18 protein-coding genes and 1 rRNA gene are annotated in these 21574 nt (G+C 38.1%); 8 read left to right on the forward strand and 11 right to left on the reverse strand.

The genetic code is table 11. From position 1 onward, the window contains the following. Nucleotides 1–17: 17 nt before the first annotated feature. The 9 genes from MNY28_RS04475 to MNY28_RS04515 form a co-directional block, all read right to left on the reverse strand. Entirely contained in the window at nt 18–239 is a 222-nt protein-coding gene (locus MNY28_RS04475) for a DNA-directed RNA polymerase subunit omega (RefSeq protein WP_151899888.1), read from the reverse strand. 19 nt (nt 240–258) lie between these two features. Further along, nucleotides 259–969 carry a UMP kinase gene (pyrH, locus tag MNY28_RS04480; RefSeq protein WP_151899887.1) on the reverse strand — a complete coding sequence of 237 codons (711 nt, stop codon included), beginning with the start codon at nt 967–969 and terminating at the stop codon, nt 259–261. A 66-nt stretch (nt 970–1035) separates the two neighbouring features. Further along, nucleotides 1036–1644 (reverse strand): diguanylate cyclase, encoded by a 609-nt coding sequence (locus tag MNY28_RS04485; RefSeq protein WP_346389022.1) that lies wholly within the window; start codon nt 1642–1644, stop codon nt 1036–1038. 69 nt (nt 1645–1713) lie between these two features. After that, a complete protein-coding gene (locus MNY28_RS04490; RefSeq protein ID WP_151899886.1) occupies nt 1714–4005 on the reverse strand; it encodes a nitrate reductase in 2292 nt (763 codons plus the stop codon). After that, complete coding sequence (locus tag MNY28_RS04495; protein ID WP_346389023.1) at nt 4002–5567, reverse strand: DmsC/YnfH family molybdoenzyme membrane anchor subunit; 1566 nt, start codon at nt 5565–5567, stop codon at nt 4002–4004. Before MNY28_RS04495 ends, MNY28_RS04490 begins: the two co-directional genes overlap by 4 nt. Before the next feature lie 174 nt (nt 5568–5741). Then, nucleotides 5742–6230, reverse strand: a complete 489-nt coding sequence (locus MNY28_RS04500) for a hypothetical protein (protein WP_151899884.1) — start codon at nt 6228–6230, stop codon at nt 5742–5744. Continuing rightward, complete coding sequence (locus tag MNY28_RS04505) at nt 6223–6828, reverse strand: hypothetical protein (RefSeq protein ID WP_151899883.1); 606 nt, start codon at nt 6826–6828, stop codon at nt 6223–6225. The genes MNY28_RS04500 and MNY28_RS04505 overlap by 8 nt, the downstream gene beginning before the upstream one ends. Nucleotides 6829–6994: 166 nt before the next feature. Then, complete coding sequence (locus MNY28_RS04510; RefSeq protein ID WP_151899882.1) at nt 6995–8683, reverse strand: cbb3-type cytochrome c oxidase subunit I; 1689 nt, start codon at nt 8681–8683, stop codon at nt 6995–6997. Further along, the gene (locus tag MNY28_RS04515) at nt 8680–9294 is read right to left on the reverse strand and encodes a hypothetical protein (RefSeq protein WP_151899881.1); all 615 of its coding nucleotides are present in this window, start codon (nt 9292–9294) and stop codon (nt 8680–8682) included. The genes MNY28_RS04510 and MNY28_RS04515 overlap by 4 nt, the downstream gene beginning before the upstream one ends. Before the next feature lie 214 nt (nt 9295–9508). On the opposite strand from MNY28_RS04515, the gene MNY28_RS04520 reads away from it, so the two are divergent. The 8 genes from MNY28_RS04520 to MNY28_RS04555 all read left to right on the forward strand — a co-directional run bounded on the left by MNY28_RS04520 (nt 9509) and on the right by MNY28_RS04555 (nt 20692). After that, nucleotides 9509–10789, forward strand: a complete 1281-nt coding sequence (locus MNY28_RS04520; RefSeq protein ID WP_346389024.1) for an MFS transporter — start codon at nt 9509–9511, stop codon at nt 10787–10789. Between the two features lie 20 nt (nt 10790–10809). Then, nucleotides 10810–12732, forward strand: coding sequence for a ferredoxin--nitrite reductase (locus tag MNY28_RS04525; RefSeq protein ID WP_346389025.1), 1923 nt, complete (start codon nt 10810–10812; stop codon nt 12730–12732). A gap of 74 nt (nt 12733–12806) precedes the next feature. After that, complete coding sequence (locus MNY28_RS04530) at nt 12807–13598, forward strand: formate/nitrite transporter family protein (RefSeq protein ID WP_151899878.1); 792 nt, start codon at nt 12807–12809, stop codon at nt 13596–13598. A 58-nt stretch (nt 13599–13656) separates the two neighbouring features. Beyond that, nucleotides 13657–15297: a protein phosphatase 2C domain-containing protein gene (locus MNY28_RS04535; protein WP_346389026.1), complete on the forward strand. Its 1641-nt coding sequence runs from the start codon at nt 13657–13659 to the stop codon at nt 15295–15297. A 23-nt stretch (nt 15298–15320) separates the two neighbouring features. Beyond that, nucleotides 15321–16634 carry a hypothetical protein gene (locus tag MNY28_RS04540; RefSeq protein WP_151899876.1) on the forward strand — a complete coding sequence of 438 codons (1314 nt, stop codon included), beginning with the start codon at nt 15321–15323 and terminating at the stop codon, nt 16632–16634. Between the two features lie 3 nt (nt 16635–16637). Further along, complete coding sequence (locus MNY28_RS04545; protein WP_151899875.1) at nt 16638–17726, forward strand: trypsin-like peptidase domain-containing protein; 1089 nt, start codon at nt 16638–16640, stop codon at nt 17724–17726. A gap of 12 nt (nt 17727–17738) precedes the next feature. Next, entirely contained in the window at nt 17739–19691 is a 1953-nt protein-coding gene (locus tag MNY28_RS04550) for a M3 family metallopeptidase (RefSeq protein WP_346389027.1), read from the forward strand. Nucleotides 19692–19744: 53 nt separating this feature from the next. Beyond that, nucleotides 19745–20692 carry an endonuclease/exonuclease/phosphatase family protein gene (locus MNY28_RS04555; RefSeq protein WP_346389028.1) on the forward strand — a complete coding sequence of 316 codons (948 nt, stop codon included), beginning with the start codon at nt 19745–19747 and terminating at the stop codon, nt 20690–20692. Here MNY28_RS04555 and MNY28_RS04560 read toward each other — a convergent pair. Together MNY28_RS04560 and rrf are read right to left on the reverse strand one after the other, a co-directional pair. Continuing rightward, on the reverse strand, nt 20667–21350 hold the full coding sequence (locus tag MNY28_RS04560) for a uracil-DNA glycosylase (RefSeq protein ID WP_151899872.1): 684 nt from the start codon (nt 21348–21350) through the stop codon (nt 20667–20669). The two genes, MNY28_RS04555 and MNY28_RS04560, sit on opposite strands and share 26 nt — an antisense overlap. A 116-nt stretch (nt 21351–21466) precedes the next feature. Next, nucleotides 21467–21574, reverse strand: a 5S ribosomal RNA gene (gene rrf / locus MNY28_RS04565); the annotation flags it as partial.

The raw sequence follows: 21574 nt of genomic DNA on the forward strand, positions 1-21574 counted from the left end.
GACTCAAAGGCAAAAACTTATTTCTCTTTGTCGCTAAAGCCTTTGACTCTAATAAGTCCTTCAGCTATTTCCATAAGCGCCAAATCAGTTGACTTGATACTGCTTGTATTGACATTTAATTTGCTTGGAGCACCGTTTTCCAGTTCATCACATCTTTTTGCAACTGCAATTGCCAGTTGATATCTATCCATACTTGGATTTTCATCTAAAACTTTCGCTGTTAATTCTTCAACTTTCATTCTCTGTTTTTCCTTTAGTTTATTTTACTATTGAGCAGTTGCTCATATTGCCATTTAAAATATCCAATAAGTTACCTTGCTTGGACATATCGCAGACAATAATAGGCAGACTGTTGTCTTTTGCCAGTGCTATTGAGGTATCATCCATAACTTTTATATGATCCTGCAATGCCTGGTCATAGGTCAGTTCGGGTAATTTCACCGCATCCGGGTATTTGGCAGGGTCCTTGTCATAGACACCGTCAACTTTTGTGGCCTTGATAATAACTTCTGCACCGATTTCAACAGCTCTAAGTGTTGCTGCCGTATCTGTAGTAAAAAACGGATTTCCCGTCCCTGCTGCAAAAATAACAACACGTCCTTTTTCAAGATGGCGTGTCGCTTTACGATTAATATACGGTTCAGCAATCTGTTCCATTTTTATAGCGGTTTGCATACGTACCTGCATTCCGGCATGCTCACAGGCCTCCTGCATTGCTACACCGTTTATCACAGTTGCAAGCATTCCCATATAATCTCCGGATGTACGCTTAATAATTCCGTCTTGGGCAGCAGTCACACCACGAATGATATTCCCGCCTCCAATGACTATACCGACTTCTATACCTGCATCAACAAGAGTTTTAATCTCCTGGGCAATATACTTTAAAATCTTTGTATCGATTCCATGACCTGCTTCTCCAGCAAGAGCTTCACCCGAAAATTTAACTAAAACACGTTTGTTTGCCATGCATATACCTTTTTATAAAATCCGTGAATTATACTTAAAATTGGCTTTTGTTTTGCTTTGAACTATTCAATCTCTATCAATTGCAGCCTTTCTCGCTTTTTCCATTAATGCATCCGGATTTGCAGCCCCATCCGGATACACAGATGTACCTATGGAAACCTTAAAATCTATAGTATATTTTGTATTGAGTTCGGGAGCCTGTGCAAATGATTCTTCTACTCTTTGACATACTCTCCTGTAATTTTCTTCTTGTAAATATTCATTAAAAACAATGATAAAAGAGTCATCACTGATATGGCCGATTATATCCTCACTCCGTGTACTTTGCAGCAGTCTGTTACTTGCTTCAAGCATAAATTCCTCTGCCAGCACTTTGGAATGCAGCTGAACTTCATGAAAATTTTTTATTTTTATTACCATAACCAAAAAAGATTTATTATGTCGCAAAGCTCTTTGTATCTGTTCAGAAATTACTATTTTAACATTTTCTTTATTTGGGAGAGAGGTGACAGGATGATAGTAGGCATTTTTTATGAGTCTGTTTTCATCTTCCAAGCGTTTTTTTATCTTTTTTCTGTATTTGATATTAAAAAACAGACTTGCAAGCAAAAGTATACTGCCTGTAAAAAGAGTGTATTGATACAGTTCACATTCCTGCATAATTATGACCGCCATTTTTGAAGTTTTTGGACTGTTTAACTTAACGGGATTTGAAAGGACCCGTAAATAATTATAACATAACTTCTATTGTTGCAAATGCACCTCTTTTTCTTTATAGGCAACCCCTTCATAAACGACCTTGTGATGTGCAATCGCTCCGCTTGATTGTTCCTCTTCAAGTATCAGACCCTCCGGTACCTCTTCTGAGTGAAGCTGTATTGCCGTTTGTTTGAAATTAGGTTCCCCTGACTTTGGACAAAAACTTTCATTAGTCAACGTATTGACAAGCTGTTCATTAAAATGGAACGGGACAAATACCGTGCCTTCGCGTACACTTGATGTCACCCGTACAATAACATCATCAATGCGCCCCCTTGGAGATGAAAGACTCATTCTGTCACCGCTTTTTACTTTGAGTTTGACCGCATCTTTTGGATTTATGTCCACCCAGGCTTCAGGAGCCAAATTGTCAAGAATTGCTATATCTCTTGTTTTTGTTCGTGTATGCCACTGCTCAACTGTCCTTCCAGTGTTTAAAATAACGGGAAACTCAGGGCTTACAGGCTCTGCCATCGGATGCCATTGCACACATACAAGTTTTGCTTTTTTATCGGATGTTCTAAAAGGAATATCTTTGGTGTAGAGTCTTTTACTCCCTTTTGGGAACTGTTCGTTACATGGCCATTGAATCCCGCCCAACTCTTCTATAAGCTCATAACTCATACCGCTGTAGTCACACAACTGTCCTTTTGAGACTTTTTTCCACTCCTCAAAAGCATCACGAGGCTGGCTCCAGTTTGGAAAAAGCATTTCATTCACACCTTCAAAATATTTTGAAAATTCAAGAATGATATCAAAATCGCTTTTTGCCTCACCTATCGGTTCTACTGCTTTGTTCGCCTTGTTGCAGCGACGTTCAGAATTCGTATAAACGCCCTCTTTCTCACCCCAGGTCGCAGCAGCGAAAACAACATCTGCTATTTGTGCCGTATCGCCTAAAAAAGCATCCTGCACGACCAGCAAATCAAGTTTTTTCAGTGTTTTTCGCAGTTTGTCCTGATTGACAAAACTAACCAGCGGATTTGTCGCCGTTATCCAAAGTGCTTTTATTTCACCTCTGTCTATGGCATCAATAATTTCGGCATATTTATAGCCACGTTCACGCGGAATAATTTCCTGAGGAACATTGACAATTTCCGCATATTCTTTTAAAGCCTTTTCATCCCCAAAGTTTCTGTATCCCGGAAGAGATGAAGTGAACCCTGTCTCACGTGTTCCCATCGCATTACACTGCCCTGTTATACTAAAAGGCCCCGTTCCCTCTCGACCGATATGCCCTGTCAAAAGATGCAGATTAATGATGGCACTGACAGTATCTGTTCCCATAAAAGACTGGTTCACACCCATTGTCCAACCGGTGATAACACTTTTACTTGAGACAAATTCACGTGCGAGTTCATACAGGGTTTTGACATCAATGCCTGTAATGTTTGCCACCTCCTGGGGCGGATAATCCTGCAAATGCTTTTTCAGCTCTTTGTATCCGTTTGTATTTGCTTTTATATAACCTTCATCTTCCCATCCCTGCTCCATCACAATGTAAGCCAGACCGTTGTAAAGCGCCAGATCTGTACGCGGTTTTACAGGCACATACACATCTGCCATTTGGGATGTTTTCGAGGCCCTGGGGTCTATAACGATGACTTTCTTTTTTGGGTTTTTGTTTACATGTAAGGTAAGTATCGGATGATTGTCCGCAATATTGGCTCCCACCAAAAAAATAGTATCGGCAAGTGCAAAATCTTCATATGAGCTTGTCGGACCGTCACTGCCAAGAGACTGTTTGTAACCCATAACAGCAGATGCCATACACAAGGTTGTATTGCCGTCATAATTATTTGTGCGAAGACCAAGCTGGACAAATTTACCCAAAGTGTAAAATTCTTCTGTCAAAAACTGCCCTGTGCCAATGACAGCAACGGCTTTGTTTCCGTGTTCTTTTTGAATTCTCTTAAATTCACTGCTTACTTTCGTGAAGGCTTCATCCCAAGTTGCAGGTTTTAGCTCACCGTTTTGTTTTATCAACGGGGTTTGAATTCTATGGGGAGAGTTAAGCATTTGATGTTCACTCAAACCTTTTGGACAGAGTGTTCCCTGATTGACAAAATGTTTTGGATTGCCTTTTGTGTAAACAGCTTTACCGTCTTTGACACCGATGTAAAGTCCACAGCCGACCCCGCAGTATCCACAGGTTGAAAAGACCCATTTATCGGGTTTTTTTGCATCAGCTATCATGCCGAATGTTTCATCATGCGAGAGTTTGTATTTCTCTTCTTTTATATCAAACCCTAAAAAATCTTTTAATTTACTTATCATCGTTGTTTCCCTACAAAAAATCCACCTGCCATTCCAAGAGGAACAACCGTGGTATAAAATAAAAATCTATCACTTATTTCACTCACAAAGGCAATAATGATTGCCAAAAAAAGCATCACAGAAGCCGTTACATGTAACGAAGCGCTTACAAAGACCAAAGTAAACAGCGGCAGTACCACACCACCGAGTATCAACGTGGCGAAACGAATCATTTTGAGCTTATGAAAATTTTCATTTAAAAGTCTTTTTGTCCGTTGCAGTTGGTATGCATTCTCTTTGGCATCAAGTGTTCTTATATCTTCATAAGAGAAAAAAAGCTGCGCCAAAGCACCGAGCATACCCAAGGTCGTCAAAGGAATAATCGCTTCATGCACGCTTGATACGGAGCTGATAAATGCAACGAAAAAGATTCCGATATATGCCACACCGAAGAACTTGAAGTTCGTTGTAATCCTGTTCCAGGAAGGACGGGCACGAATACGGTAAATCATACTTTGTGCATAAATTCCATAGATTCCCACAGCTAAAGTCAGTGCTTCAAGCAATAAACGCAATATATAGGAGATATCGAAAAAGTATACTGCCACCACAGCACTCATAAGCCCCGTAAAAACACCCAAAGCCAAAGCCTCGCGGGAGAGCCACGAGGTTTTTATATTTTTCATGGCTGTCATCGCCAAAAACGGACGTCCGAGGTGCAAGGCTGAGAGAGGCAGCCCGATTGCCGCGGGAAGCATCACAAGCAGTGCCATAATCCAGTTGGTACTCTCAAATCCGAACAGACTCATAAAGTCTCCTAAAAAGAGCGCCAAAAACCCACCGAGTGAAATTTGCGTCAAAACTGTCATAAAAACAAGAGGCAGTTCTTTATGTGCAGGTTTTAAGATGTGTTCATCCATCTCTTTCATATCATCCGGCAGATTCTCGGGAAGCGTGTAGCGCGTTGTAGAATTTGTTATGCGTGCATCCGGCAAAAACGGCATGTTTGCCTGTTCGTCTATGTCACGTTCCAGCCACTCTTTGACATTGACAACCTCAATCTCAATAGCTCCTGCAGGACAGGCCTGCACACAGGCAGGAGACTCTCCGACATCAAGCCGTTCATGACACATATGACATTTTGTAACAATATTTCTCTCTTCATGAAAAACAGGAACACCGTACGGGCAGTTCCATGTGCAGTACTGACAGCCGATACAGGTATCGTCATCATGCACGACTATGCCTGTTTCGGCTATCTTTATATACGATTCCGTCGGACAGCCTGTGAGACATTCAGGATCTATACAGTGATTGCAGCTCATAGAATTGAGCATCTGGGTAAAAGCCGGAAAATCTCCGCCTTCCATCTCCCCGACACGACGCCATTTTATATCGGCAGGATTGTTGTTTTGTTCGTTACAGGCAACTTCACAGCACCGACACCCGACACAGGCAACAGCATCAAAATGAAAACGGTACTGTTCCCCCTCTTTTAACGGCGGTATATCTATAGAGTAATTCCCACATTGCATCCCTGTATCGGCTTTATACTCTATAAAATTTTCTAAAGGTGTCTGCATGTAAGGTATCTCCATATAAAAGTGATGAAATTATACTCTATGCAAATGAATATTTTTATAATTCTTTGTTTAATTTTTAATCATCACCTTCCATATCCTCTTTGTCCATAACTGCCCCGACAATAAGCAATCCTATGACAAAAAGGCTTACTGCTCCAATAAAAAAATAGTGCATTAGCGTTTTCCTTTGTCTTTGGCCAGCGCCAAAAACTCTTTGCGTTCATCAACAGATCCAAAGGCAGAATTTTGAAAAAAAAGTGTATCATGCAGGCTTTGCACCAAAATCCCGTTTTCAAGTTCTATTATCCTTGTAATTTCTTCCCAGGGAATGCGCTTTTTATCTTTATGCAAGCCTTCTGTGTCAATAATAAAATGCACTTGTGTATCTTGAGGCATATTTTTTTTGTAAAAATTTAACAACATTCTTTTTCGCAGAAACCATCTTCCAAAATACCAGTAAAAGACCAAAAAGGTTGAAAGATACAAAATACCGTAACTTTCATGCTTCAAAGCACCGACAATACCAAACTGCACCAAAGCGACAAAAAACCAGCCTATATATCTTTTGGCAGAATGACGCATATCATAATCATAAAAAAGCTTGCTTGTCTGCAGCGCCAGTTCTTTGTTCCAAATATAATCAACACTGATTGTTTTAGACATGTTCTTCACACTCATGAATCAATAAGTCCTCTTTTTTGATACACTCTTTTTCTTCCAGTGCTTCCAAGAGTTGTAATGTCTGCAGATAAAGCATTTCGTAACGCTGTTTGTTTTTTGCATACAGTCTGCTCTGCTTTTTACCATACCAGTAGGCAAAAGCAACAGAGGAGGCAAAGAGTGTATATATCCACCATTGCCACGCTTTGAGATTTAGCAATACTATAAAATACTGCACAGAAAAAAGAACAAAAAACTCAATGGAAAAAATGATGACAAGCGTGGCACTCTGTTCAAAATCAAGTGTATATTTTTCCAAGACACGCAATTTTGCCAGATTTTCATTAAAGGTTTGCGCTTCTTGTTTGCATTCATCTTTGAGATTTTGCACATTGATATCTTTGAGGTGGATATTGCTCAAATTGTATTCGACATTTGTCTGCATGTAATCTTGCAGAATTTCCGGATTTTTCTCTAATGTCTGAAGAATTTCTTCTTCATCTACTCTGTTTTTCCCGGCAATTCTTTGCACATCCTGCAAAACCAAATCGTACAGTCCTATAGTTTTGATTTCACGTGCAACCCGATCTAAGTTTATCAACTGTTTTTTCCTATCATTTTAATCTCTTACTGAATAAATTCTAAATCTTAAAACTTTCCAAACATGACTATTATGTTTGCAATCTGTTCGGAACCCGTACTTTAATACGGGCTTTGTGTCTGTAAAGACTAAGCCCTGTCTGAATTCCGAAAAAAATATGAAACTTTTACTGCGCAAATGCCGGATCATCTGCCGGTTCCAACTCTTCTTCTATCCCATAAGAAGCCGTTGCATCTTTTGCAGGCAAAAATATACCGATTAAGCCTTTGATACCCACACTCATAATAATATTGTATAAGAATACTGCCCAGGCGACAAGCAGCATCGTTCCAAAAATAGCGGCAAATATCATGTCTGGATTAAACTGCCCATCCACATAAAGGTGACGACGGAGCATCCCGTCAAGTCCTGCCATTCCCATAAATGCGCCCATACCGATACCGCCAATAAGATGCAGCCAAAAATGTGTATTTGCCAGTTTGTGAGAATAGAGTTTTGTGTTGTTTGTTACCAATGGCCATAAAACATACAGAGCCGAATAGAGTGTCATATACAATCCGACAATCAAAGCAATATGCACATGCGCACCGATAATCCACTGCGTATTGTGCAACACTCTGTTCATCCCCATATCTGCCTGGATAATTGCAGCAGGCACAGCCAGACCAAACCCTACAAGTCCGCCGAGAAGGTATTTTAGTTCCATAGTCATTTTCAGAGGACGGGCCTTCCAAAGTGTCACAAGGGTAATAAAGAGTGCCAGTCCCTGGGTCAGCAGTTCAAAGGCAGTCACCATCTCACCGGAGATAAGTTTCATCATTTCAGGTTGTCCCTGATCACCAAGAAGGTGATGCGACCAGACCATCCAGGAAACCAAAAGCTCAAGCATTAACGCCGCACGGGCAACATTTTCCATAAAAAGCTTTTGTCCGGTGATTAATGTGGCAAGCAAATACCACGAACCTGCCACATAAATCAGAACCAGACCATCCGCAACCAAATCAAGCCCCCACCAAAAAAAGTTCTTGTACAAAAGGGCATCAATCGCCGTGACATCAAGTGCATGTCCGCTTGCATCAAAAACCAAATAAACCAGGATTAAAATACCTGCACCCAAAATCACCAGTGCATCCAAGAAAGTATCTACCGTACCGCGGAAGATTGCCACAACAGGAAGTGCCAAAGCCGGCTCTTTTGTATAAGGCTGTTTTCCTCTCAGCTTGTTGATAAGATTTAAAAATCCGTCTATACCAAATCCTGAGATTAAAAGTTCTTTTGTTGTCTTGTTTTTATGAATACCTACCCGCGCAAAAATTGTTGCATATATATTGTAGATAAAGCCTAAAGTTCCAACCATAATTAATGCTACACCCAGAATAAAGACAATACCGCCAATAACATTAAACTGGTGTGTATCGGCAGGAAGCGGCCAGTACAATGTATATAACGGTGCATACTGCCATACAAATGCGGCTATCCATGCCAAAGCAGTCCCTAAAGTAATCAATATCCAGGTCCAGTTGGCAAGTTTTACACTGTAAAGCGGTTTTTTCGTAAGATATGGCACCAAAAAGGTAAAAGCACCAAAGACCAGCTGATAGGTCGAACCGAATATACCGACAATCGGGTGTACCGTCATGATGGAAAAGAAATGTTCCGGATGAAAAAACTGCTCAGGCAGAGGATTGAGCGGCACATGCCCGACCTCAACCATTCTCATAATCATACCCTCCAAAGCGACCAGTCCGTAAAATAAAAATGCCATAACAACCGGTCTGAGTGTTACCTTTTGCAAAGCATTTAAGCCTTTATGGTCAAAATTTGTACCATTTATTAATGTATTTATATAACTCATTGAATGCCTCCATTATCTTTACAGCCTACGACTTTAACGAAATCTTTCACCAGCATTAAATCTTTACCGTCTTCGCTGTACTGTCTGGGTCCGGAATATTCAGTGGATGTTAAATCAAAAACACCGTTATGATTAAATGTCCATAAAATATCATTGGAGTCCAAGATACCGTTGACATCCGTGCCGGGATTGACCTGCATCTGCATCACCATGGAACCGTCTTGACGAAAGAGTCCAAACCCATACACCAGATCTCTGCTGTGTACATCAAACTCAACCGTTTGTCCACACTGTATAACTATCTGTTTTGGCAAACCCAGCCACTTATGATTTTTAATCTCAAATTCATACTTTGCATCCGGTTTGATGTTATGTCTGTCAATATCCTGTGACACCCACGGAATTGTATTGTATGTAAAAATATGGTGTCCCACACCGCCTGCAACCAAAAATGCCATATACCAGTAAAATGGAATACGAAAAACTGACTTGGCATCTTTTTTTGTCAGGTTATACCCAAACCATGCAACAACAGAAATAATCATTGCAGCATATATAGAGTAAGCAACCCAGTGAAAAGACAACAATTCAGCCGAATTTGTAAATGTCATGATAATGCTCTCCTTAAATTTTCACAAATTGTATAAAAAACGAGAATTGATAAAATTGATATATATCAAGAAAATCACTCTTTAATATGAAAATTGTATAATTTCTAATCTTTTGAAAATTCTAAATTGATTACTTTTTAATCAATAATATTTTTAAATCGGAAATATTTTTCACTATAATTACACTATTAAATTTCATTGGAGAATGTATAATATGGCAAGTTTTAAAGCCCTCAAAGGTCAAGGCGATGCAAAAACACTTTTTGCAGCTTTTCTTTATTTTGATTTTAGCTTTATGGTCTGGACCATGCTAGGCCCATTGGCAACAGAAATCAGTGAATCATTGGCAATGCACGGATTTATAATGAGTGCCTCACAAAAAGCCACACTGCTTTCTATTCCGATTTTGGCAGGAGCACTGCTTCGTATTGTACTTGGATTCGGTGTTGATAAATTCGGTGCGAAAAAAACAGCGCTTATGAGTCAGGCAGTTGTTATATCTGTGCTGTTTTACGCCTATTTCAGAGGAGAGACCATTACCTATAATGAACTCCTGATTGTAGCTGTCGGTCTCGGATTTGCAGGTGCTTCTTTTGCGGTTGCATTGCCACAGGCAGGACAGTGGTATCCGCCAAAACTGCAGGGAGTCGTTTTGGGAATTGCAGGTGCCGGCAATATTGGTGTTGTTGTTGACTTTATGTTTGCTCCAAAAATAGCAGAACTTTGGGGGTGGCAGGCAGTCTTTTTAGTTGGTGGAGCATTATCAACCTTAATCTTTGTAACATACATCTTTTTGGCAAAAGATGCACCAAAAGAGGTTTACACGCCCCGTCCTAAAAAACTCAAAGATTATGCCAAACTCTTACGTGACAGAGACACTTGGTGGTTTAACCTCTTTTATGCAGTAAGCTTTGGAGGATTTGTCGGATTTGCAGGATATATGAAAGTTTATCTTATGAACACCTATCAAGCCGATATGAGTAGTTTTGGACTCAGTGTATTTAATGAACCCAATGTTAAAGTCATTGCCGGTTATTTTGGAGCGCTTACAATTTTTGCCGGTGCAGTCTTGAGACCTGTCGGTGGTGCTGTTGCAGATAAAATGGGTGGTGTCAAATCACTTTATATCTTTTTTGGTATTGTAGCCGCATTGGCAATTGTAAATGCAACTGTTACTCTGCCGTTTTGGGTTGCAATTGCAGTACTCTTTGCAATAATGGCAAACCTTGGCATGGCGAACGGGGCAGTTTTTCAACTTGTGCCTCAGCGATTTGGCAAAGATATTGGAATCATGACGGGGATTATCGGTGCAGCCGGCGGACTCGGGGGTACAGCCCTTATTAAAACGCTTGGATGGTCAAAAGGTGCCTTTGACGGCTATTCGGCTGGTTTTATTATATTTGCCGGTGTTGTACTTGTAGCTATCATGGGAATAAGTTTGGTAAAAACACGATGGAGAACAACCTGGGGCGTTGCAGCCGGCGGAAGAATATAAATGAGAAAATGGAGAATATTTTGCAATTACAAGTATTAGAAAAAGCATATGAAGCTAGAAGTAAAAAAGTTAATAAAATCGAAACAGTCAAAAACCTTAAAAATCCTATGGAGGCTTTTGAAAAGATAACAGAGTATGCACGAAAGGGATATGATGCAATTGAGGATGAAGACAAAAAATATTTTCTGAAATGTTTTGGAATCTTTGACAAAGACGGTCTCACGCCGAAGCAGTTTATGATGAGAGTCAGAGTTGCAGGGGGACACCTCAACGCAATTCAGGCAAAAAAAATCGGAGAAATTGCAAAAAATTTCGGTCAGGATTATATTGATATCACAACCAGAGCACAAATTGAACTTCGTTTTTTAAATATCGAAGATATGCCTGCTGTTTTAAACGGACTTGAAGAAGTTGGACTCACCTCCTACCAGACAGGTGTGGACAACTTTAGAAATATCGTCACAGACCCATTTGACAAAGACGGTTTTGACAATGTGCTTCCTTCGTATGATTTACTTAAAAAAATCGAAAAAACATTTTTAAAAAATCCGGATTGGATCTCAACACTGCCAAGAAAATTCAATACCGGGATTTCAGGCTCCCTCGCAAACAGATGTAATGTTTTTGGACATGACTGTTCTCTCGTACTTGCACAAAAAGACGGAGTATACGGTTACAATATGTTTCTTGGCGGCAGAGTCGGTATGATTGCAAAAAATGCAGACATATTTTTGGCAAACGAAGAAGAAGTTTTACAGGCTTACGGTGCACTTATAGCAATCTTTCAAAAGTATGGTTTCCGTGACAACAGAAACAAAAACAGACTGCACTTTCTCATTGAGGCTGTCGGCATGGCTGAAATTTCTGCAGCCATTCGTGATGTTGCAGGCGTAAATTTTGCCACCGCCGGTGACACAATGACACAAATAGATCCTGTAGACTCAGAACACGGAAAAATCCAACTACGCGATGGTTCGTTTGGAGTCCAGGTTATCGTACCTTCGGGAATATTTACAGGAAGCGATCTCATAAAAGTATCTGAATTAAGCCAAATACACGGCAATCAAGAAATCAGATTCAGTGTTGAACAAAATATCTACATATTAGGCGTCAAAGATGCGGCTGCACTTTTAGAAGATTCTTTTTTCACTAAATACAAAAATATAAACACGCCTTACTTTAACAACCTTGTCGCCTGTGCAGGAACCAAGCATTGTGCTTTTGGCGTTATTGAGAACAAAGAAGATGCTATCGAAATGGCTGAGTACTTAAGTACTGCAGTGCCTCTTGAGTCAGGAAGAGTACGAATGTACTGGTCGGCCTGTGTCAAAGGCTGCGGAACACATGAGATAGGAGATATCGGGTTTGAGGGCTGCAAAGCAAAAGTAAACGGACAGACCCAAGACGGTGTTCATATAACTATAGGCGGAAAAATCGTCAGTGAAGGAAAAAACGGTTATACCGTTATTAAATCTGCTCCATTGAAATTTTCTAAATATTTTGTTGAAACACTTGTAGCAGAGTATAAAAAACTGCGTTTAAAGAATGAATCCTTTGAAGCATTTCATGACAGGGTTTTATCACAATATTCTCATGCATATATAGGTTTTTACATGCAACTGCAAGCATATTTACGGGCAAAAAACATTGATATTAATTTAAATATCAATAAAATTCCAAAAACAGGACATATTGAAGAGTTTGAACTTTTTGAACTTGGCCGTAAGCTCTATTTTGCCCTCTCCAAACAAGAACCGTATACGGCATACAACAGATTTACAAATGAAAATCCAAGAGAAAAACTGATACCTCTCAATAAAATAGTTTCCGATATTGATAAGAACATCAATGAACTTGTTTTTAAGATGCTGGATGTTGAAGCAAAAAGAGCCGTTGTTTTTTCTGAATTGCTTCCATTAATCAGCTTGGCTGACAATGATTAAAAATTAATCATTATAAACCTATTAAGTATACAGATTTAAGCTATACTTATTAAATAAAATTATAAGGAATTCATATGAGTTATGTAAAACCAGAGATAGTTGTAGATGGAATGGTAACAGCCGGAGTATACAAATCAGGATTGGGTGTAAAAGATTTATTGATACGCGGTTCCCTTGCGGGTGCTCTTCTTGGGGTTGCTACAACCCTGGCTATTGTTGCTTCTACACAGACACATCTGCCTATTGTCGGAGCGCTTATTTTCCCTGTCGGTTTTGTTATGATTGTTTTGCTGGGATTGGAGCTTGTCACCGGAAGTTTTGCTTTATTGACGACATCTTTGTTTGACAAAAAAATCGGGTTCGCAAAACTCTCTGTAAACTGGTTCTGGGTCTTTACAGGAAATCTGCTGGGCAGCCTGCTTTTTGCAGCTCTTTACAGCCTGGTTGCTACAAAATTCGGACATGTGGAATCATCTCCTGTCATAGACATGATTAAGCATATTGCAGAAGCAAAAACAATCGGATATGAAAAAATAGGTGCAGACGGTATCTATACCGTCTTTTTAAAAGCTGTTTTTTGTAACTGGATGGTGTCTTTGGGTGTCGTTATGGCATTGACAGCTACAACAACAATAGGAAAAATTGCAGCTATGTGGCTCCCGATTCTTACTTTCTTTGGACAGGGGTTTGAACACGCCGTTGTAAATATGTTTGTTATTCCTGCAGGCATAATGCTTGGTGCAAATGTAAGTGTGTCACAGTGGTGGCTGTGGAATGAAATTCCGGTAACTTTGGGAAATATTGTTGGCGGAGCGATTTGTACAGGTATGGCTTTATATTACACACATAGAAAAAATCAGGCATAAAAACTCTTTAAAATAAATACCGTTTTGCTATAATCTACTTTACATGTAAAGGGGCAATATGGCAAAAGGTAATATTAAAACTTCCGGGTTCTCACTTGCAAAGACCAAAGAACTGACCGGAGATGATTTTTATGATATGGCAACTATCGGCAACCTGAGTGTTGCCATAGTCTGTGATGGTGTCGGCAGTGCCGAAGAAGGTGCCCAAGCAGCAAAAAGAGTGACTTCCTATCTTATAAACAACTTTAAGATTCGCCCAAAGTCATGGTCAATCGAAAAATCTATAAAAACATTTATCAATTCCATAAATACAATTCTTTATAAAGAATCACAACTCAATTATGAACGCAGTGAACTTATCACAACCCTTGCTCTCGTTGTTATAGAAGGAAACCGTTTATACGGCGTAAATGTCGGAGACAGCAGAGTATATCTCCTCAGAGATGCTTCACTGACACAGCTCTCATCTGACCATGCCATGCAAGAAGAAGGATATGAAAATGTCCTGACGCAGGCTATTGGTATCAGTGAGGATGTAGAACCCTACTATTTTGAAAATATTATTCAGAAAAATGATAAAATTCTCCTTTGCAGCGATGGTTTGTACAATGTGCTTTCTGAAAATGAAATAAAAGACAATATTTCAAAAGGAGCTATTGCTCTTGTCAAGCGAGCAAGTAACCATACAAAAGACCATCTTCCTGATGATACAACAGCAGTTGTGTTGGAAGTACTCAATGCTGATGAGATAGAGATACTCAAACAGCAAAAACTGGATATTCCACGGTCACTCAAAGCAGGTCAGACCATAGACGGCTATAAACTTGAAAAACCTCTCATACAAAATGAAAGAACCTGGCTTGCAAGTAAAAAAACAAAGCAATATGTTATAAAGTTTGCACCGGTTGAATCCAAAGAAGATAATCAGATCTTAGATCTGTTTGTCAAAGAAGCATGGAATGCCAAACGTCTCAAAGCAAAGTTTTTCCCAAAGGCTGTCATTCCAAAAAACAGAAGTGCCCGATACTATGTTATGCAGCTCTTTGATGGAGAAGATTTAAATAATTACCTGGCATCACACTTACATGTAACGATAGATGATGCTGTGGAACTTGCGCAAACACTTTTAAACATGTCTCAGTTTTTACTTAAATATGATCTTGTACACGGTGATATCAAGCCAAACAATATCATGATTGCCAAAATTGACGATGATAATACAGAATACAAGGTTATTGATTTTGGCAGTATTACAGAGATATTTTCAGAAGAGTCCCGCGCCGGTACACCGAGTTTTTTGGCACCTGAACGATTTCAAGGAGAGTCCATAAGTGAAACAAGCGAAATTTTTGCCATTGGTGTGACACTCTATTTAAGTCTTACGGGGAAATATCCTTACGGCGAGATAGAACCCTTTCAAAACCCGACATTCAAAGAAGCCAAAAAACCGAGTTATTACAATTCAAATATACCTGATTGGCTTGACAGTGTTATCATGCGTGCTATTGCACTTCAAAAAGACCAAAGGTATGAGCATTACTCTGAGATGAAATATGAACTTACACATCCGCAGAAGGTAAAACCCTACTTTATTAAAAATGCACCACTCATTGAAAAATCACCCTTACTCTTTTATAAGAGGGCTTTTACTATAATGACAGTTATAAACTTTATACTTATCTATTTGGTATTAAAATAAAGGGCATCCCTAAAAGGAAATTTATGAACTGGTTCCACTTTTTCCGGCCAAAGTCCTATTGTTCAAAAAGCTTTGGAAGAGGTATTCATGCAGATATCGCAGAAAATGAAGAAGAACTCTTTAACAAAGCCTACGAAGCCTTTGAAAAAAAAGAAATTTTAAATGCCTATACATTCTTTTTCAACTCTCTGATGAATTACAAAAACGGTCTTCCCAATCAAAATATTATACTCACCCGGGAAAAGGAGTCTTTGAAGTTTATCCTGTATCAAGGCAGTGCAAAGATCAACGGCTTCACAACAAACAAAAAACTCTACGCCGAAGTGACTATGGTCAAGGCAAAAAATGCAAATGTTGCACTCAAACGCTACGCACTTGAAAGAAATTACCAGTTTACCTATGTAAATTACTGCAGTGACGGCGACCATATTAAATTAAAACTCAGTCTTGACAATATTACTATGACCCCCAAGAAAGCTTTTTATCCTTTAAGAGAACTGGCACTGAATGCAGATTACGACAAAGAACACATGCTTAGTGAATTCGAACAAAAAGAGTTAGAGGACATCGGCCACATTCAAAAACTTGACACTGCCGAGTTACATGTAAAGTATAAGTATTTACATATTTGGACAGAAGAGCTTAATGCAAAAATACAGACATTGCCGGCAGAGGACAGTATAGGTATGCAGGCATTTCTATATCTAAACTTTTTATTTAAAATTGACTATCTTTTGGTACCAAAGTCTAAAATCTATCAAAAAATGACAAAAAAACTTCAAAATTATTTTGCAGATGAAGAAGCACTGCCAGAAGTAAAAAATGCGGAACTTGCAAAATATATTTTAAGTCTTGAAAAGCTTGATTTTGATGACTTCAGTCAAAACTTTTATGAAGCCAAATACACATTCAGCCAAATTGAAAAAAGTTCTTATGATGAGTTTGTTGACTTTATAGAAGAATCACTTATAAAGCTCAGATGGTACAAAAACAACCGCCATCCTCAAATCATACCAACCATTTACAGTTATATAGCCTTGTATGCTCTGTATAACTACGGATTGAACCCTGCGGCCAGAAAATTACTCCATATTTATATTTGTGTCATTTATGCTGAGTATATGAATGCGCTGGGATGCAAAGGATATTATGATACGCAAAAGAACCAGTTTTTAGAAAGTGAGATAATCTCTCAAATTGACGAAACAGTTTCCAGATACAGACATCAGTATAAACTGCTGAGCGCTTTTGGTGATGAACTTGATTTCAGTTCACTCAATGATTTTTCAAACAGTTACTTCAGTGCATTAAAAAATCTGGATTTTCATGAGGCCTAGCAAATGAATACGCAAACTCTTTTAGAAACCTACATTGAAAACATTATACAGATAATGACACCCTATGGCAGCGGAACAGGTTTTATTATAGATAATCTTATTATTACAAATTCGCATGTATGTTCGGGGCTGAGAGAAGTTGTAATCAAAGCAGAGCACTTTGAGCGAAGTATTGCAAAAGTTATTTATGATGACCCCTATTATGATTTGGCATTTATAAAATATGAATTCAAACAACCAAAAAACCCGCTTAAACTTGCCAAAACCAACGTAGAAAACGGTGATACCACCATAGCCATTGGGCACCCTTACGGTCTTAATTATACAGCGACAGAGGGAATTGTTTCCCGTGCAGCCAGACTTATGGGAGATCTTGAATATATTCAGATTGACGCTGCCATTAACCCGGGAAACAGCGGGGGTCCTCTGTTAAATGACAAAGGGGAAGTTACAGGAGTCAATACTTTCATTATTCAAAATGCAAATAATCTGGGTTTTGCACTCCCTGTACATTATCTTCAAGATGCACTCACCGCTTTTAAACAGCTCGGAGTAGAAAATGTCATTAAATGCCCTTCGTGCAAAAATCTTATCCAAGAAAAAGATATAAAAAATGACTACTGCCCAAAATGTGGAGCAGAACTTGAAATAGCCAGACTCAGACGAAAAGGCTACACACCTATAGGCCCGACAAAACTTATAGAAGATATACTGGAGTCCCTGGGCATAAATGTTACCCTGGCAAGAAGAAGCCAATCATCCTGGAGAATAGACAAGGGAACTGCAAGAATCAATATAAACTATTATGAAAACGGCATTATTATAGGAGATGCCAAGCTTTGCGGTATTCCCAAAGAAAACATTGAAAAGATGTATGATTTTTTGCTCCAGGAGAACAACAAACTCTCCTATTTACAGTTTTCTATCAATGAAAACAGCGTATATCTTTCCTATCTGGTTGTAGACTCCTCCTTAACAAAAGAAGAAGGAAAAACTGCAATAGAAAAGTTAATCAAAGATGCAAATAAGTATGATAATATTCTCATAAACAAATACGGTGCTCTGCGACAGAAAAAAGACACTGAGGACTAAAGGAAAACATAGATGACAAAATTTTTACAATTTGATTGTGACTTGGATACTTTTATAGAAGAACTGCAAAAACATCTCAATAAAAATAACAAAAAGATAGAAACCTTACTTGGGCAAAAAGAAAAAACCTATGCAGACTTTGTCAAACCACTGGAAATGATGGATGAGTATCTTGAACAGTTTTTTACACCCCTGTCTCATCTCAATGCGGTAAACAACTCTGAAAAAACACAAAAGGTCTATACAGAAGCACTTCCTCTTATTACAGAGTATTCGACACAGCTTTCACAAAACATTGAAATATACAATGCATATAAAGAAATAATGCAAAAAGAACAAACATCCCTCAACAGTGAACAAAAAAGAGTTTTAGCATTAAATATTTTACATTTTGAATTAAGCGGTGCCCATCTAGATAAAAAAACAAAACAGAGGCTCCAGGAAATAAACTTGAAAAAAAGTGAACTTTCCAATAACTTTTCTCAAAACCTGCTTGATGCAACAAATGCCTACGAATATATAATTACTGATGAAGCAGATATAGAAGGTTTGCCAAAAAGTGAAATAGAAAATGCCAAATTTGAAGACGATGGCGTTGTAAAATATAAATTGACACTGCAAATGCCATCATACATAGCCTATATGACCTATGGAAAGAACAGAGCAATTCGAGAGGAACTCTACCGTGCCTATGTTTCACGCGCACCCCAGAATACAAAAATAATTGATGAACTGTTGGCACTGCGACAGGAGATGAGTCAGCTTTTAGGGTTCAAAAACTATGCAGAACTTTCTCTTGCTACAAAAATGGCCGAAGATACAAAAAGTGTTTTAGGGTTTTTAGAAAATTTACTTGAAAATTCAATTCCCCAGGCAAAAAATGAACTGCAGGAACTTCAAAATATCGCTCCACACAAACTGGAGAGCCATGATACCTCTTACTATGCAGAAATATTAAAAAAAGAGCAATATGACATAGATGAAGAGGAGTATCGCCCTTATTTTGAACAAAAAAATGTTATTGCAGGGATGTTTACTTTCTTGGATAAGCTTTTTAATGTTACATGTAAACAGGTGAAAGAAAAATTGTGGCATGAAAAAGCCTATGCCTATGATGTGTATGAAAATGACATACTCAAAGCCCGTATCTATCTTGATTTAGAAGCAAGAGAATCAAAACGGGGCGGAGCATGGATGCATAACTGGCAAACACACTGCATAGATGAAGCAGGCAAAAAACAGCTGGCCTCAGCCTTTATAGTATGCAGTTTTCCTCCATCAAATGATACAAATCCTTCACTGCTTCGTCATGATGATGTTGTCACTCTTTTTCATGAAACAGGACATACTTTGCATCATATTCTGAGTGAAGTAAATGAAAATGAAGTAAGCGGTGTCAATGGAGTAGAATGGGATGCTGTTGAATTTCCGTCTCAGTTTTTAGAAAATTTTGCTTATGAGCCTCAGGTTCTCAAAATGTTTGCAAAACACTATGAAACAAATGAAACTATTTCAGATGAAATGATAGATAAACTCGTAAAAAGTAAAAACTTTTTATCTGCAATGGGTATGCTCAGACAATTGGAATTTTCACTCTTTGATTTTAAACTGCATACTAAAGTTTACAAGGGAGATGAAGTGCAAAATCTGCTTGACACCATACGAGAAAAAACCGCACTGATAAAACCACCAAAATACAACAAGTTCCAAAACGGATTTTCACATATATTTTCAGGTGGGTATGCTGCAGGATACTACAGCTACAAATGGGCCGAAGTTCTGAGTGCAGATACTTTTTACACCGTAGTAGATGAAAATATTTTCAATTCCCCTACAGCAAAAAAATATCAAAATATCATTTTACACCGTGGCGGTTCACAAAGTATGCAAGAACTTTTTCATGAACTGATGGGCAGAGATGCCGATACAACGCAACTATTAAGACTCAACGGTATAATAAAGTGAGAGTATTCTTTCTTTTAACTCTGCTTATCACATTAATGTATGGAGAAACAACTTTGAAAATTGCAACATATAATGTTGAAAATCTTTTTGATTTGCAACGAAACGGACATGAGTATAAAGAATATATTCCTTATGCAAAATCAAATTGGAATGATAAAAATTATAGAAAAAAACTTAAAAATATTGCAAAAGTCATCAAAGATATCAATCCCGATATCATTGGACTCCAAGAGATAGAATCTCTTCAGGCACTCAAAGATCTACGATATACTTTAAAAAGAGAAGGAGTTTATTACCAGTACTATAAAATTGCCAATTTAAAATCTACAACAATCAAAGTAGCCATTTTGAGTAAAATTCCGTTTGTATATACACATGAAATTGCTGTCACATCTTCCTACAGATATAGAAATATTTTAGAAGTGAAATTTAAAATAGGCAATGAAGATTTGTATATCTTAATTAATCATTGGAAATCAAAAGCAGGTCCGGAAAGCATGCGTATAGTCTCTGCAAAAAAACTCAGAAAAAGAATTGAAGAACTGGGAAAAAATAAAAATATAATTGCACTTGGTGATTTTAATTCTGATTATGAAGAGTATGAAATTTTTAAAAGAAAAAGAAAACATAATGACACAGATGGAATAACAGGTATCAATCATATACTGGGTACTATAAAGTATCAGAATTCATCACTAAATATACATCTGGCACCTTATGATTTTTACAACTTATGGTATGACACTGAATTAGAAAAAAGATACAGCTATATCTATAGAGGCAAAAAAGAAGCAATGGACAGTATTTTAGTCACAGCCGCACTTCTTGATAAAAAAGGCATTGATTATAAACCACATAGTATCGCTGCTTTTGAAAAGCCCTATCTGTTTAAAGGAAAAGAGATTTACAGATGGCAGACAACCAGGAGCAGATTAAGACGTCACAAAGGGAAAGGCTATTCAGACCATCTGCCTGTCATAGCAGAGTTTGTTCTGCACTGAGACACCATTCAACAGGCTTTTTCTTATGTTTGATCAAATACTTATTTGCTCTGGAAAAAGGCTTTGAATGAAAAAAACCTCTGTATGCCGAGAGCGGAGAAGGGTGAGAAGATTTAATAATACAATGTTTTGTTGTATCGATGAGAAACTCTTTTTTTTGTGACGGTCCACCCCATAATATAAAAACCAAATGTTCTTTTTCATCAGAGAGTTTTTTAATAACGGCATCAGTAAACTTTTGCCAGCCAAAATCTTTATGAGAATTTGCCTTCCCCTGTTCAACAGTTAAAACAGCATTAATCAACAAAACTCCCTCTTTTGCCCATTGTGTCAAATCCCCGTTTTTCGGATATTTACAACCTATATCATCGACTAACTCTTTGTATATGTTTTTTAGCGAAGGTGGAATATTACATTTTGGACAAACAGAAAAAGCAAGACCGGTAGCCTGATTTATTCCATGGTATGGATCCTGTCCTATAATTACAACTTTTACTTCAGAAGGCTTTACTAAATTAAAAGCTCTAAATATATTTTCAAAATTGGGGAATACAGTTTTTGATTTATATTCCAAAGATACTTTTTTAAGAAGTTTGATAAAATATTCTTTATGAATTTCATCATTGAGAAAATTTTTCCACCCGTTTTCCAATAACATTCTCTTTCCATTTTTTTACAATTATATAAAAATAATACTATGGATAAGATTAGTCGTTAGATGTAAAGAGTATCAATGATTATAAAATAGTTAAAGAGTAAGAAAAAATCTGATCAACTAGGCAGCGACCTACATTCCCACAAGTGAAACCTGCAGTATTATCAGCGATGAGAGGCTTAGCTTCTGGGTTCGGAATGGGGCCAGGCGTTTCCCTCTCTCTATAG

The sequence above is a fragment of the Sulfurimonas sp. NWX367 genome (assembly GCF_039667065.1).
GTDB lineage: Bacteria > Campylobacterota > Campylobacteria > Campylobacterales > Sulfurimonadaceae > Sulfurimonas > Sulfurimonas hydrogeniphila.

What these genes read in the sequence shown, in the direction of transcription:
- MNY28_RS04540 (WP_151899876.1), top strand. Translation starts at nt 15,321, where the DNA reads ATGAACTGGTTCCACTTTTTCCGGCCAAAGTCCTATTGTTCAAAAAGC.
- MNY28_RS04520 (WP_346389024.1), top strand. Translation starts at nt 9,509, where the DNA reads ATGGCAAGTTTTAAAGCCCTCAAAGGTCAAGGCGATGCAAAAACACTT.
- MNY28_RS04535 (WP_346389026.1), top strand. Translation starts at nt 13,657, where the DNA reads ATGGCAAAAGGTAATATTAAAACTTCCGGGTTCTCACTTGCAAAGACC.
- MNY28_RS04530 (WP_151899878.1), top strand. Translation starts at nt 12,807, where the DNA reads ATGAGTTATGTAAAACCAGAGATAGTTGTAGATGGAATGGTAACAGCC.
- MNY28_RS04510 (WP_151899882.1), bottom strand. Translation starts at nt 8,683, where the DNA reads ATGAGTTATATAAATACATTAATAAATGGTACAAATTTTGACCATAAA.
- MNY28_RS04485 (WP_346389022.1), bottom strand. Translation starts at nt 1,644, where the DNA reads ATGGCGGTCATAATTATGCAGGAATGTGAACTGTATCAATACACTCTT.
- MNY28_RS04475 (WP_151899888.1), bottom strand. Translation starts at nt 239, where the DNA reads ATGAAAGTTGAAGAATTAACAGCGAAAGTTTTAGATGAAAATCCAAGT.
- MNY28_RS04550 (WP_346389027.1), top strand. Translation starts at nt 17,739, where the DNA reads ATGACAAAATTTTTACAATTTGATTGTGACTTGGATACTTTTATAGAA.
- MNY28_RS04490 (WP_151899886.1), bottom strand. Translation starts at nt 4,005, where the DNA reads ATGATAAGTAAATTAAAAGATTTTTTAGGGTTTGATATAAAAGAAGAG.
- MNY28_RS04495 (WP_346389023.1), bottom strand. Translation starts at nt 5,567, where the DNA reads ATGCAGACACCTTTAGAAAATTTTATAGAGTATAAAGCCGATACAGGG.
- MNY28_RS04515 (WP_151899881.1), bottom strand. Translation starts at nt 9,294, where the DNA reads ATGACATTTACAAATTCGGCTGAATTGTTGTCTTTTCACTGGGTTGCT.
- MNY28_RS04545 (WP_151899875.1), top strand. Translation starts at nt 16,638, where the DNA reads ATGAATACGCAAACTCTTTTAGAAACCTACATTGAAAACATTATACAG.
- pyrH (WP_151899887.1), bottom strand. Translation starts at nt 969, where the DNA reads ATGGCAAACAAACGTGTTTTAGTTAAATTTTCGGGTGAAGCTCTTGCT.
- MNY28_RS04560 (WP_151899872.1), bottom strand. Translation starts at nt 21,350, where the DNA reads ATGTTATTGGAAAACGGGTGGAAAAATTTTCTCAATGATGAAATTCAT.
- MNY28_RS04500 (WP_151899884.1), bottom strand. Translation starts at nt 6,230, where the DNA reads ATGTCTAAAACAATCAGTGTTGATTATATTTGGAACAAAGAACTGGCG.